This is a genomic window from Jejuia sp. G7-7 (genome assembly GCF_055808955.1).
In genome coordinates this window covers 394,068-407,268 of record NZ_JBVVSZ010000001.1, presented here as the reverse complement: position 1 = coordinate 407,268, position 13,201 = coordinate 394,068, and the positions used below count along the sequence as shown (strand labels likewise).

The following is a 13,201-nucleotide window of genomic DNA, read 5'->3' as shown; positions in this document are numbered from 1 at the left end:
AGATTATCAAGACCCTGAAACTGGTGTTTTATATGTAAAGAGTGATAAATCTGATAAGATAATTAAAGTTGCAGATTTGGTATATGACGTTCCAAGTGCAAGAGATAAAATACAAGCGTATTTGCGTAATATTTCAGGTGTTGATGATATTGATATTATCATAGCATTAGGTATGGCAAAAGAGGGTTTTGATTGGCCTTATTGTGAACACGCACTAACTGTTGGTTATAGAGGTTCATTAACAGAAATAATTCAAATTATAGGTAGAGCAACAAGAGATAGTGACAATAAGACACACGCACAATTTACCAATTTGATTGCGCAACCAGATGCAGAAGATGATTTAGTAAAACTATCTGTAAATAATATGTTAAAGGCTATTACTGCTTCCCTATTAATGGAACAAGTATTAGCACCTAATTTTAAGTTTAAACCTAAATTTCCAGAGGAAGAAGATGAGGATTCAGAAGATGATGATAACACGATAAAGATTAGAGGATTTAAACTTCCAAGTTCGCAAAGAGCAAAAGATATTATTGAAAGTGATATTAATGACCTCAAAGCAAAAATTATGCAAGATGACCAGATGCTTAAAGCAATGCCTGGTAATGTAGACCCAGAAGTCATTAATAAAGTATTGATTCCTAAAATCATAAAAGAAACCTATCCAGATTTAACTGATGAAGAAGTTGAAGCTGTTCGTCAACACGTAGTTGTAGATTCAGTTATTAAAAATGGAACTATTGAAGAACAAGGGGATAAACGTTTTATTCGTATGGCAGATAGTTTTGTAAATATTGATGATATTAATATCGATTTAATAGATACTATAAATCCATTTCAAAAAGCATTTGAAATATTGTCAAAATCGGTTACTGCCTCTGTATTTAAAGCAATTCAAGAAACTATTGATGCTACAAGAATAACAATGACCGATGAAGAAGCCATTATTTTAGTGGCCTAAAATAAAAAACTGGATAGCAAAGACAGGAGAACAACCAAGCATTCAATCTTTCGACCCACAAGAAAGACGTTTAGCAGAAGCAATCATATTTTTAAAAGAGCAAAAGCGTAAAGCCCAAGCAAATGAGTAAAAAGAAAACATTAGAAGATATATTTAATGATGATGAGTTTGGAATTTTAGATTCTAAACCCAAAAACTCTAATGTAAAATCTGAAGATGAACGGTTGATTGAATCGTTCCAAGAGATTAATGCTTTTTTTGAAAAGAATGATAGAGAACCAGAAGCTACAAATGTTAGTGAATTTAAGCTGTTATTAAGATTAAAGGCATTGCGACAAGATGCTAATAAAATAGAAATACTAAAACCATACGATACACATAATCTATTAAATACTAAAGAAGAGATAAAGTCAGTTGCAGATATTTTAAAGGATGATGATTTAGGAATATTAGATACAGAAGAAACCTTATCAATTTTTAAGTTAAAGAATATTCCAAGTTCAACTGAAAGGGGTGAAACAGATTTTGTAGCTCAACGAACAGCTATGAAAGACAAGGAGTTTTTGCCTTATGAAGCAATGTTTAAAGAAATACATCGCAAATTAAGAGAGCGTAAAATTTCATTAAAAAGGTTTAGAAACGCTGAAAAAATTTAAAAAAGGTAATTATTATGTGTTAGATGGTGTACTTCTATACCTTGAAGAAACTAATATAGCAACAGACAATGTTACTTTACCATCTGGTGATAGATTGCGTAAAGATGGACGTACTCGTATCATTTTTGAAAATGGCACAATTAGTAATATGTTATTTAGGTCTCTTGGAAAACAACTACTAAACAATGGTCATTTAGTTACTAAAACTGAAACAGAAACATCAAAAGAGTTATTTGATAATGTAAATTCTGTTAATGAAGAGGATTTAGATACAGGTTGGATATATATATTAAAATCGAAGTCAACTAATCAAAAAATTACATCAATAAATAATTTGTATAAGATAGGTTACTCTACTGTTCCTGTTCCAGAACGTATTAAAAATGCGTCAAAAGAACCTACCTATTTGTTGGCAGATGTTGATATAATAGCATCTTATAAAACATACAATTTAGAGGCCCAAAAGTTTGAACACTTAATACATCGCTTTTTTGCAGAAGTATGCTTAAACATTGATATAAATGATGATAAAGGTAGGAGGATAACACCGAGAGAATGGTTTGTTGTTCCATTACCAATAATAGATAAGGTAATTCAGCTTATATTATCAGGTGATATAGTTAATTATAAATATGATAGTGTCAACCAAGTTTTACTAAAAAATAATGGATGAAGTTTGATAAACGATACAGTACTATTAAATATAAAGACCTAAACTCAAAGCAAAAAGAAAACTATAACTTTCATAAAGTAGCAGCAGTCCTAGCAGATTATGGTTTTAATTCTATGCGTTTAAATGACGATTGGCAAGGTGCTGATTTTATAGCTGTTCATATTAATGGTGATGAAATGCTAAAAGTGCAATTAAAAGGGCGTTTTACGTTGTCAAAAAAATATATTGACAAAAATATTTACATTGCCTTTATTGAAAATAATATAGTTAAAATTTACCTGCATGATGAAGCGATTAGCATAATGCCAGAGCATATTGCTAATTCAAATTCATGGATAGATACTGGGTTATATTCTTGGAATAAAACACCTGTAGTTTATGAGTCTATTATTTCAGTTTTAAATTAGTAATTCATGCCAAAAACAAATAAACCAACGGCTTGGATTCAAGTTTTAAAAGACCTTATAGACGCTTATTTTAAAAGCGCCAATAAAAAATCGAGAACGTGGCACCAGCATGTAGTACCTTACGAAGATGGTTGGGCGGTACGGCGTGAGGGAAACAAACGTATTACCTCTAAACACCGCAAACAAAGTACGGCTATAAATAAAGCCAAAACTATTGCTAAACGCTATAATGCTGATGTGATTATCCATCGTGCTAGTGGTGGCATACGCGAGCGTATTAGTTACTAAACTTTTAAATGGCAACGTGATTATTGCGTTAAGGATTGCAGTGGCATCCTTTTTAAAAGTGGGAAATTATAGACTTGTATTAACCTAGATTTTGACAGATAGTTACGTCCTCTCGAACTCACTATGACGTTTTAAAAAGATATAACGGAAAGCCTGACCCCTTTTCGGGGTAATGCCCAAATATTTAAAATAAAAACACTTACGCTTAATGGTGGTTTTCTTTTGCTACAATGATGACATTTTATAGTTCATGCGATGATTAGGTAATTAACTTAAATTTAATCTAAAATGAAAAATCTTAAAAAAGTATGTATGCTTTTCATCGCACTTATAGTACTAGGTTGTAGCAAAGATGAAAACAACGACAATCCCGCAGATAATGCGCAATTTACCGCAACAATAAACGGCGACTCGTTTACCAACTATAGTTCTAAACTTGGATTTTATAATGCTGAAAAAGGCATTGGTACAAACACGCTTGTAATTTCTATTACTGATGCTAACAGCAATACTATTCGTTTCTTTTTGAATGCAACTGGAGGCTTTAGTAACGGTACCATTAAAACAGTTGGTAACATGGATGCAGATAATTTTTTAACGAGTGCTACCATTCGTGACCAAGCAACACAAAAAACCTATTTGGGCAAGAGTGGTAATATAACTATTACTGATAGCAGAACAAATCCTGGTGATGATGAGTATAGTTTAATTTCTGTAAGTTTTAATATTACAGCTTCTACCAATTCTGGACCTGATGTTACAATGACTGGAACGTTAAGTAACATGCAGTATTTAAACTAAAAAACCGTATAACATAGAAAACGCCCACTAAAAAGTGGGCGTTTAGTTTATCTCTTGCTAAATATACTAACTAAATAAAATTAAGAGGAGATAATTTAATGTTATGACTATTATTCTGTTGTGGTTTTTGCATCAGCTTTAGCATTAAAAAATAATGGTAACAAAATACCTAATATAAGTCCGCCTGATGCCCCAAAGGGTATTCCCATAGCTATTCCTGTAGCAACATTGTTTTGAATAGACCCAATTACAGTACCTAAAATAATACCTAGAAACATTCCAAATACGAGTCCCCAAAGCATGAATTGAGACTTTTCTATTTTTTTACTCATATACTTATTAATTTATAAAATTAATGCTAAATGGGTATGTTGGTGTTTCGCCATTGCTTGCTTTTATAGCATTTATAATAGGAAATAGTACTGAAATAATACCTAATACTACAAAGCCTAAAAGCCCTAAACCAAATAATAATATTAACGGCACGCAGATAATGCAATACACTATCAAACTTAACTGGAAGTTTATGATGTTTTTGCCGTGGGTATCCATTTGATATACTTTCTCTTTTTGCGTGAGCCATAGCACCAACGGTAATATTAAACTCCCAAAACCAGTTACTAATGTAATTAACTGACTTAAATGTGTAATGGCTAATAATTGATTGTTTGTTCTCATGATGATTGATTATTGATTGATACTTATATGACGCATATAAGTTTGAAATGTTACATCTTGAGCAGAGAATTTATTTTCTATTCTTGCGGCTTTGCTTGTAATGATCTTGAAACCACTCGGGTGCTTCTATTTGGTTATCGTAGATATAATCGGCAATTTGTTGGACACTTTCTTTTGTGTATGGCATTTTTTGCATAATTCCGAATCGCTTTACTGCGCCATACATTTTTACATCTTCTGGATTAGGATTAGCAATCCAGTTTTGCATATCGGTTATAAATTCTGCTTTAGTGGTAGTGTCTGTTATGTAGTGCTTTTTTATGGCTATCATGGGTGGTGCTAATCTGTTTTCTTCTGTTGCTGTTGGATTATGACAGGTATTGCAATAAGTTTCCATGAGTGCTTTTCCAGGGTGAATGGTATCGGTTATTTTAACATTACTTTGAACTGCATACGAAACCTTGTTTTTTGAATTATTACAACTTGTAAATACTAAAACTGATAAAATGCTTAGGTATAAGATATTTTTCATGACTGAGGGGTTTTCGTTTATTTTATTAAATCTACATATACTTTTTAGGTGTTTTGTTGCATGACCAACAACGGAATATCAATTTTAAAGGCAAACCGTTCTACGGTATGTGTGTTGAATAGCCGCTCTAGAAAGCTGTGTTTTTTATTTAATATAGCCAACATGTGAATATTATTGTTTTCGATGTAATTATGCACCACATTATACATATCATCACTTGGAGCATCAATATACTCGTGCTTTGTGTTTGCGAAATTGGTGTTTAGAAAATCTACATTATCATAGGCATCATACACCAAATGGTTTTGGTCTGCAAGGTGTAGAATTTGTAATGATGCATTATTTAAGGTAAGTATCTTATTTAAAATTTCTAACTCTTGTTGTTTAAATTGTTTTGAATTTGTGGTTGCAAATGCTAGGTGTTCTATATTTTTAAACTTGCACCCATCTGGGATTGCTAATACCGGAACGTTACAACGTTGCATGACCCTAACGGTATTGCTACCAAAAAGTACTTTTTCTAAGCCAGATGCGCCTTTTGTACCCATGATTATTAAATCTACCGCATTATTTTCGCAAACTTGGTTAATGGCATGAATAAAATTATCATAATTTACTATGGAATGAAATTCATGATTACTATTATCAAACTCTTCTTTGATGGTTGAAATAATATTAATAATAGATTTTTTTGCAGCAGCCATTAATGTTTTATAAATGGTTGTGGATGAATTTACCGTCATCATATCATCTGAAATAAATGAAGATGCTTTCTGAACATTTAAGATATAAAACTGACATTTTTGATCTTTCAAAAACTCTGCAGCATAACAAATGGCATTTATAGAATTTTTTGAAAAATCTGTAGGCAATACTATATTTTTCATGAGGATAAAAAATTAATTACCTAGTAAACATATGCTTTATAAACTTTATAAACTATGATATAAATCAGTTAAACCAATACTACTAATATTGATAATAAATTAGCATAAAACTTTTATGGATTGTATTTTCGGCACAATAAATGATTTACTTTTCGTTATTAACACTAAAAACAACTTATATGAAGCGTATTTTTATTGCTCTATTTTTTTTAGCTAGTTTTACAATAACTGCTCAAAATACTGCTGTTGGTACTAATGAGAAGTTAGTATACTCTGCATCTTACAACATGTCGGGCATACTTACAGATATTGCCCAAGTTACACTAGAAACAAGCCCTGTAAAAACATCTAAAGCAACTTTATTACGCCTAAAGTGTAAAGCGTTAACATATAGTAGATGGGATAACTTTTTTGAAATAAGAGACTTGTACGAAAGTTATGTGAATCCAAAAACATTAACACCTTACTTATACAAACGAGATATTAACGAAGGTGGATATTTTAAAAACATGAAGTATACGTTTAGCCACAAAACAAAAACGGTTAAAACGGTACAAACCAAGAAAAATAATTGGGTTGAAAATAAAACTGTAAAAATAAACTCAGGTACAAAGGATATTGTTTCTACTTTATATAGCATTAGATTACTTGATTTTGAATCTATGCAAGTGGGCACCAGAAAAAATATCACTATACTATTTGATAGAAAAGAAGTAAATGCGCAAATTACTTATTTAGGTAAAGAAACAATTAGTACTGCTATAGGAAGCAAATCTTGTTATAAAATTGCAGTAAGCAGTAGCGAATCTAATGCTTTAAAAGGCAAAAGTGGTAATTTGGTGTGGCTAACTGCCGATGCTAATAAAATAATGGTTTACGGGAAATTTAAAATTCCTGTTGGTAATGGAGAACTTAAAATAAAATCTGCTTCAGGTTTAAAAAACTAAATACTATTCTATTATGAAACAACTATTTACAGTACTTGCTTTAATTGCATCAATATTAGCTATTATTTTATCGGTTTTACCAGTATCTAACCTCGCTATTTTCCCTGCAATTGCAGCTTTAATTTTTGGATTAATTGCATTTTATTTATCTAAAAAAACCGGACAGGTTAAAAAAATTATTCAGTTTTCATTTTTTCTAACTATTATAGCCTTAGGGCTTACAACTTACAAAGCTATTTTTAATAAAACAGAAGTTGGAAACACCGAGGAAATAGTTGAAAAAGAAGCCGAATCTAAAGAAGAAGCCATTGAAGAATTAGAGGAGCTTGATTTAGATGATATTACTATAGATTAGTAGTAGTTTTTTTACGTTTTTTTATATCTTTACATCGTTTTTAATTTAAACGAGCATAGAGTTTTTTACCCCTACAAAACTTTTAATTGCGAGTTGCTTTTGATTTATAACCAAAACCGCATGAAAATTTTTTGCATTCTCTCACTACTTACACTTGTTGGAACTTGTGCTACTCCAAAATATAGCACAAGAATTGAAAATATAAAAAACAATATTGAAATAGTAGATAGCGCATTGGTTAAAACATATGCTAAAACCATCACATCCAATGAGTTAAAAACAATGCTTTATCAGTTCGCTTCTGAAGAGTTTCAAGGAAGACGCGTTGGTGAACCTGGACAAAAATTAGCTGCAAATTTTTTAAAATCTTATTATATTTCTCATAATATTAAATCACCCATAGCTGATACTGACTATTTTCAGAAAATTTCTAAATCTCATCTATCAAGTGATGTTGGAGCATCTGAAAATGTACTAGCTTATATAGAAGGTTCTAAACACCCAGAAGAAGTAGTTATTATCTCTGCACATTTAGATCATTTGGGTACAAAAGATGGAGAAATTCATTATGGTGCTGATGATGATGGCTCTGGTACTGTTGCTATATTAGAAATTGCCGAAGCTTTTAAAACTGCCGCTAAAAATGGACATGGTCCTAAACGCAGTATTATGTTTACCCATTTTACTGCTGAAGAAATTGGTAAACGTGGATCAGAGTTTTATGTTAACTACCCTGTTTTTCCTTTAGAAAATACCGTTACTAATTTGAATATTGATATGATTGGACGCATAGATGAAAGACATGCTGAAAATAAGAACTATATTTACATTATTGGTGCAGACAGATTGAGCAAAGAGTTACATTATGTTTCTGAAAAGGTTAGGAACACATATGTAGATATTGAATTAGACTATAAATACAATGCTTTAAACGATAGAAATCAGTACTATTCTAGGTCTGATCACTATAATTTTGCAAAACATGATATTCCTGTGATTTTCTATTTTAATGGAGAACATGAAGACTACCATAAAGCTTCTGACACACCTGATAAAATAGATTATGAATTGTTAGAGAAGCGTGCAAAATTAATTTTTGCTACTGCATGGCAAATTGCAAATCAAGAACACCGCATTGTTTTAGATGAAAATAATGCATTTTTAAACTAGTTTAAAATAAAGCACATCTCATGAAAAAAATTTATTTAGTACTATTAGCTTTTACCTACATACTATTAGGATGTAGTAGTTCTCAAAACAAAAAATCTAAAAAAACGGCAAACCCTGATGATTATGCTAAAACCATTACTTCTGAAGAATTAAAGGACATGCTTTACACCTATGCTTCTGATGATTTTGAAGGTAGAAAAACTGGTGAAGCGGGACAAAAAAAGCCATTAATTTTATTAAAGAAAATTATGTAAATAATAAAATTGAATCGCCAATTGCTGAAAATGATTATTTTCAAGAAATACCAAAAGACTATTTTAAAGGCAGAGCTGAAAATGACTCAGAAAACGTTATCGCTTATATAAAAGGTAGCGAAAAACCAGAGGAAGTTATTGTGATTTCTGCGCATTTGGACCACATTGGTGTTTCAGGAGATGGAGCAGTTAATAACGGTGCTGATGATGATGGTTCTGGTACTGTAGCTATTTTAGAAATTGCTGAAGCATTTAAGAAAGCTGCAAAAGACGGATTTACACCAAAAAGAACATTAGTGTTTTTACATGTTACAGGTGAAGAAATTGGACTGTTTGGTTCTAAATATTATGCAGATGAAGATCCTATTTTTCCTTTAAAAAACACCGTAACCAATTTAAATATTGACATGATTGGACGTGTAGACAAAACCCATGAAGGACAACCAAACTATGTGTATTTAATAGGTTCTGATAGATTAAGTAAAGAGTTACATGCAGTTTCAGATTCTATAAACAAAGCTACTGTAAACATCAATTTAGATTATACATTTAACGCAGAAGACGACCCTAATCGTTTTTATTACCGCTCAGATCATTATAACTTTGCAAAGCATAATATTCCTGTTATTTTCTATTTTAACGGAGTGCATGACGATTATCATAAACCAAGTGATACCCCAGATAAGATTAATTATGAATTTTTAGAAACGCGTGCACGATTAGTTTTTTATACCGCTTGGGAATTGGCTAATAGGGATGAACGAGTTAAGGTGGACTAAACATCTTTATTAAGTATTTACTTTTAAAATATAAACATGTACTCAATTATAATTGAGTACATGTTTAATAGTGACTATTCTCAACAATTTAATTTTATTATAGTGTATGCTTTTTAGCACTTATATGAGATGAAGCTAACATAGCGTTATAAGTTACATTATAATTTTTATTTAAAGCTAAAGCCATATATGACTTAGCTTTAGCTTTATGGCTTAGATAATCATATGCTAAAGACAATACATATTCATCAACACCATCATTATTATTACCCACCCTTTGATTTTCTATACGCTCCGCTTTTGCTTCGTTCTCAATTTTATTTTGCAGTTTCTCAATCAAATTAGCAATTAATTTATCAGCTTCATTTTTACGTCCTAATTCTCTTAAAGCTTTCGACTTAAACACCACAGCTCCAGAAAGTGGATTCATTTCTTGATTTACAGCCTTATTAAAATATTCTTTTGATTTTGAGGACTGTTTATCCATTTTATACGCTAAACCCAAAAAATAATCAATATGTGAAGTAACAGGATGATTAACTTTTGCTTCATGAAGATATTCTGGATACAAATAAGCTCGCTTAAACTCTACAATAGCTTCCTTAAGTTTTCCTTCATTAAGTAATTTTTTACCTTGTCCAACTACTGCTTCTGTAAAGCGTACATGACGATATGGAGTACCCAAGAATCGCTCTGCCGCACTAAAATACGTGTTCTTTAATACATTTTGAGCATCAATATAACGCCCCGATTTCGTGTAAAAATCTGCTGCATTAAGTGCCGATTTTCCTTTACGGTGTAATATGTCTAAGTTATTATCATAATGCGCTTTTAGCTTTTTAGTGTTACCCTTTTTAATATATAGATATTCCAATTCACTAAAGGTTCTTAGACTTTTATTTGATTTAGCAAACGAAGACTCCATCAGTAAAATAGTAGTATCTAAGTCATCCATTTTTGCTACATGCCTTCCTATTGCCAAGTTTCGGTTAACTCTAAAATTATCTGGGTTAAGCTTATTTGCTTTTTCCCATAACAAAATGGCTTCTTTATGACGCCTTAAGTGATATAATAAATCACCCAGATACATTAATGCTACATCATTATCAGCGTTATTTGTTATAACATTCTTCAGTACTTCAGCAGACTTAATTCGGTATGGAAATACATAATTAGAATTTGTTTCTGATGCTTTCCGATAATAGTTTAAAGCTTCTTTTTTCTCTCCTATTTTCATTAAACAATACCCCAGATAATAATTTACCATAGGGTAGACAGACTCTTGTGAAGCGTAATTCTTTTCTGCAATTTTTAGCACTTTTAGAGCTTCATCATAATCTTTTAAATCCATATAAAATATAGCAGTATCTATATAGTTTTGTGACCCCAGAAAGAGTTTATCTTTCCTATCAAACAAGAAATTAATCTTTTCAATATCCTCTGCCGTATTACCATAGAGCTCAATTTTCTCGATGTAAGCCACAAAATTAAGTGGATCCCTCTCAAATGCTTTTTCTAGGTATGCTTTTGCCTTATTGGAATAACCTAATTTTCGCGAAACATATGCAGATAGATTATAAATATTGGGATGGGTTAGATAAGACACAGGTACTTCTTCTAACCTACGAAGAGCCTCATAATAATTCCCATTTAACACCTCTAACTGCGCTAAATAAAATAAGGACTGATCTATTTCTTCTCTGTACCGAGAGGCTTTAGCAAAGTATGAATGTGCTTTTTCATAATTTCCTAATTGTAAATAAGCGTATCCATTAAGAAAATCAGCTCTAGAACGTCCATAGAAATGTCCGCTTACATATGATTTTTCAAGTGTTTTAGTGGCTTTTTCAAATTCACCCCTTTTAACTTGTATTGTACCTTTCAATCTTAAGGCACGAGATTCGTTTGGATCTCTGGACAAAATTTCCTCAATACATTCATCTGCATCAATACCATAAGCATCAAAATAGTTTGAAATTGCCTTGGTATAAAGTTGATCTATAGTTAAGTTTTTATTGCCAGTTTTTGGAATGGTATGATGAACAGGTTCTTCAGACTTTATCTTATTTATATATTTAAAAAATGGTTTCTTTTTATGGTCAACTATCTTTATTTCCAAAGTATCTGCATCCGTAGAAGCTAAATTCAATTTTTCATTATAAACCTCTCCCACTTTAAAATCGAAATTTAACTGTTTTATTTTCTTGCCATTTTTTAGAATGGTAACTACAGAATTTGGAAAATTAAGGGTTGGTAACAAATCTAATCTATAGTTTTTAGTGTCTATTTTTTCAAAATTTACAGCTATCTCTTTAGTAGCTTTAGTAAAACCTGGTGTGTTTTTAATCGGATACCAAAAAATTGAAAACTCTTTAACTTCAAAAGGTTCTAATACACCATAACCATGGTTCATTTTTTCATTAAAGGCTTGATGTTGCAACTCAACATAACCACCGTCTTTATCACTTAGAAAGGTATCCCATTGCTTTCCACTTTCTGATTTTCCCCAAGTAAAATACTTCTTACCAGGAGCTAGTCGGTGATCTGCAACAACAACAGTACCTGCGTCAATATCTTTTTCATGAGAATATACACCCCAGTAATCCATATTCAAACCTGTGCCGTCAGCAAAAGCAGACAGCCCATGCTTAATATTTTTCACCCAATTCCAATCTGTTCCTTCATTTGAATAATTCGACCATTTTTTTAAATGACTAACTCCATGTCCTGTAGCATAGGTTTCTTGGGGGAAAATCAACTCCATTTCGTCTGTAGCATGCATAGCTGCATTATTGGAAGATACAAATGGAACAGTATAAGGAACCGTACTAATAAATCTTCCTTTGGTTTCAACAAATAAAGCATCGGGACGTAAAATAATTTCATATTCCCACTTCATCATTCTTACAGGCTCAACCTCAGCTATAATAACCCTTTTACTTCCATCTGAATGCTCTTTAATATCATAGGTAATTTTATTCATCTGGGTATAACCATGACCGCCTGGATGATTGTATTCTAAACCTCCAGATAACCATGCAGAACGTACCGCTATTTCAGCCGGCTTAATAGCATGATTATAGTATAAAAAATCCCATCCGTTGCGTTTATCAACAGCGCCTTGTATTCTTCCTCGTAATTGAGGTATAATGTCTACATAAATGTATTCATTTTCCAAACGGACTATTTCATATTCAATATCCTGTTTAGTTGGTTTATAATCATTTTGAAATGAGTATGGATATGTTGATCTCTTGTCTCTAAAATAAAAAAGACCTTCAATTTTAAAATCTTTTAAATACGAGTTTGCATCATCGGGTCCCATATCGTAAGTAGGAATCTTTTCCTTAAATATTTTAATTTGAACATTTTTTTCTTGCGAAACAACACTTATTGCATGAAAAAGAAAAACGGTTAAAAAGAGGGATTTAATAAACTTCATAATAAATCTATGGTGTTTAGTTAGTTATAACTTTGTACATCTATAAATTTACTTTATTAAAATTAAAAAATCTAATTTTAAGTTACTCATTATATTTTGCATGAAATAAGCATATTTTGATAAAAACATGAAAAATATGTAACTTATAAATAAGGCAATTTCTAATTAATTATTGAGTATTAAAGTGCTAAATAAACGCCACAAAAAAAGCCTTTCAATAAATTGAAAGGCTTTTTACTTTTGGGTGGAAGACCGGATTCGAACCGGCGACCCTCGGTACCACAAACCGATGCTCTAACCAACTGAGCTACAACCACCATGTAATGCATTTTATAATGCGTGTGCAAATGTAATTGATTTCATTCTTT

The 13,201-nt window shown here is 31.5% G+C and carries 14 protein-coding genes, 1 tRNA gene and 1 pseudogene; 10 read left to right on the top strand and 6 right to left on the bottom strand.

From position 1 onward, the window contains the following. Positions 1–76: 76 nt before the first annotated feature. From AC0L5U_RS02085 to AC0L5U_RS02060, 6 genes are all read left to right on the top strand, one after another. The gene (locus tag AC0L5U_RS02085) at positions 77–964 is read left to right on the top strand and encodes a hypothetical protein (protein ID WP_473414439.1); all 888 of its coding nucleotides are present in this window, start codon (positions 77–79) and stop codon (positions 962–964) included. Between the two features lie 122 nt (positions 965–1,086). Next, entirely contained in the window at positions 1,087–1,620 is a 534-nt protein-coding gene (locus AC0L5U_RS02080) for a hypothetical protein (protein ID WP_473414438.1), read from the top strand. Positions 1,621–1,636: 16 nt separating this feature from the next. Beyond that, the gene (locus tag AC0L5U_RS02075) at positions 1,637–2,293 is read left to right on the top strand and encodes a GIY-YIG nuclease family protein (protein WP_473414437.1); all 657 of its coding nucleotides are present in this window, start codon (positions 1,637–1,639) and stop codon (positions 2,291–2,293) included. Beyond that, positions 2,290–2,700, top strand: coding sequence for a hypothetical protein (locus AC0L5U_RS02070; protein ID WP_473414436.1), 411 nt, complete (start codon positions 2,290–2,292; stop codon positions 2,698–2,700). Before AC0L5U_RS02075 ends, AC0L5U_RS02070 begins: the two co-directional genes overlap by 4 nt. Positions 2,701–2,706: 6 nt before the next feature. Continuing rightward, on the top strand, positions 2,707–2,988 hold the full coding sequence (locus AC0L5U_RS02065) for a DUF2188 domain-containing protein (RefSeq protein WP_473414435.1): 282 nt from the start codon (positions 2,707–2,709) through the stop codon (positions 2,986–2,988). Positions 2,989–3,276: 288 nt separating this feature from the next. Continuing rightward, positions 3,277–3,789 carry a hypothetical protein gene (locus AC0L5U_RS02060; RefSeq protein WP_473414434.1) on the top strand — a complete coding sequence of 171 codons (513 nt, stop codon included), beginning with the start codon at positions 3,277–3,279 and terminating at the stop codon, positions 3,787–3,789. Between the two features lie 110 nt (positions 3,790–3,899). Here the strand turns inward: AC0L5U_RS02060 and AC0L5U_RS02055 are convergent, their stop codons facing one another. The 4 genes from AC0L5U_RS02055 to AC0L5U_RS02040 form a co-directional block, all read right to left on the bottom strand. Further along, entirely contained in the window at positions 3,900–4,121 is a 222-nt protein-coding gene (locus AC0L5U_RS02055; protein WP_473414433.1) for a hypothetical protein, read from the bottom strand. A gap of 7 nt (positions 4,122–4,128) precedes the next feature. Beyond that, positions 4,129–4,467, bottom strand: coding sequence for a DUF4870 domain-containing protein (locus AC0L5U_RS02050; protein ID WP_473414432.1), 339 nt, complete (start codon positions 4,465–4,467; stop codon positions 4,129–4,131). 70 nt (positions 4,468–4,537) lie between these two features. Then, a complete protein-coding gene (locus AC0L5U_RS02045; RefSeq protein WP_473414431.1) occupies positions 4,538–4,999 on the bottom strand; it encodes a hypothetical protein in 462 nt (153 codons plus the stop codon). Positions 5,000–5,043: 44 nt separating this feature from the next. Continuing rightward, positions 5,044–5,886 (bottom strand): universal stress protein, encoded by an 843-nt coding sequence (locus AC0L5U_RS02040; protein ID WP_473414430.1) that lies wholly within the window; start codon positions 5,884–5,886, stop codon positions 5,044–5,046. A gap of 179 nt (positions 5,887–6,065) precedes the next feature. On the opposite strand from AC0L5U_RS02040, the gene AC0L5U_RS02035 reads away from it, so the two are divergent. From AC0L5U_RS02035 to AC0L5U_RS02020, 4 genes and pseudogenes are all read left to right on the top strand, one after another. Continuing rightward, positions 6,066–6,833, top strand: a complete 768-nt coding sequence (locus tag AC0L5U_RS02035) for a DUF3108 domain-containing protein (protein ID WP_473414429.1) — start codon at positions 6,066–6,068, stop codon at positions 6,831–6,833. A 13-nt stretch (positions 6,834–6,846) separates the two neighbouring features. Beyond that, the gene (locus AC0L5U_RS02030) at positions 6,847–7,188 is read left to right on the top strand and encodes an FUSC family protein (RefSeq protein ID WP_473414428.1); all 342 of its coding nucleotides are present in this window, start codon (positions 6,847–6,849) and stop codon (positions 7,186–7,188) included. 120 nt (positions 7,189–7,308) lie between these two features. Then, the gene (locus AC0L5U_RS02025; RefSeq protein ID WP_473414427.1) at positions 7,309–8,358 is read left to right on the top strand and encodes a M28 family peptidase; all 1,050 of its coding nucleotides are present in this window, start codon (positions 7,309–7,311) and stop codon (positions 8,356–8,358) included. A 20-nt stretch (positions 8,359–8,378) separates the two neighbouring features. Next, a pseudogene (locus AC0L5U_RS02020) lies at positions 8,379–9,391 on the top strand (M28 family metallopeptidase). Positions 9,392–9,488: 97 nt separating this feature from the next. On the opposite strand, the gene AC0L5U_RS02015 reads toward AC0L5U_RS02020, so the two are convergent. Both AC0L5U_RS02015 and AC0L5U_RS02010 read right to left on the bottom strand, forming a co-directional pair. Next, a complete protein-coding gene (locus tag AC0L5U_RS02015) occupies positions 9,489–12,833 on the bottom strand; it encodes a DUF5107 domain-containing protein (protein WP_473414426.1) in 3,345 nt (1,114 codons plus the stop codon). 242 nt (positions 12,834–13,075) lie between these two features. Next, positions 13,076–13,151 (bottom strand) — tRNA-His (locus tag AC0L5U_RS02010). Positions 13,152–13,201 lie beyond the last annotated feature (50 nt).

Excerpts from the sequence above, each read along its gene's own strand:
- AC0L5U_RS02055 (WP_473414433.1), bottom strand. The coding sequence starts at position 4,121 with ATGAGTAAAAAAATAGAAAAGTCTCAATTCATGCTTTGGGGACTCGTA.
- AC0L5U_RS02030 (WP_473414428.1), top strand. The coding sequence starts at position 6,847 with ATGAAACAACTATTTACAGTACTTGCTTTAATTGCATCAATATTAGCT.
- AC0L5U_RS02045 (WP_473414431.1), bottom strand. The coding sequence starts at position 4,999 with ATGAAAAATATCTTATACCTAAGCATTTTATCAGTTTTAGTATTTACA.
- AC0L5U_RS02060 (WP_473414434.1), top strand. The coding sequence starts at position 3,277 with ATGAAAAATCTTAAAAAAGTATGTATGCTTTTCATCGCACTTATAGTA.
- AC0L5U_RS02065 (WP_473414435.1), top strand. The coding sequence starts at position 2,707 with ATGCCAAAAACAAATAAACCAACGGCTTGGATTCAAGTTTTAAAAGAC.
- AC0L5U_RS02025 (WP_473414427.1), top strand. The coding sequence starts at position 7,309 with ATGAAAATTTTTTGCATTCTCTCACTACTTACACTTGTTGGAACTTGT.
- AC0L5U_RS02080 (WP_473414438.1), top strand. The coding sequence starts at position 1,087 with ATGAGTAAAAAGAAAACATTAGAAGATATATTTAATGATGATGAGTTT.
- AC0L5U_RS02015 (WP_473414426.1), bottom strand. The coding sequence starts at position 12,833 with ATGAAGTTTATTAAATCCCTCTTTTTAACCGTTTTTCTTTTTCATGCA.
- AC0L5U_RS02050 (WP_473414432.1), bottom strand. The coding sequence starts at position 4,467 with ATGAGAACAAACAATCAATTATTAGCCATTACACATTTAAGTCAGTTA.
- AC0L5U_RS02035 (WP_473414429.1), top strand. The coding sequence starts at position 6,066 with ATGAAGCGTATTTTTATTGCTCTATTTTTTTTAGCTAGTTTTACAATA.
- AC0L5U_RS02070 (WP_473414436.1), top strand. The coding sequence starts at position 2,290 with ATGAAGTTTGATAAACGATACAGTACTATTAAATATAAAGACCTAAAC.
- AC0L5U_RS02040 (WP_473414430.1), bottom strand. The coding sequence starts at position 5,886 with ATGAAAAATATAGTATTGCCTACAGATTTTTCAAAAAATTCTATAAAT.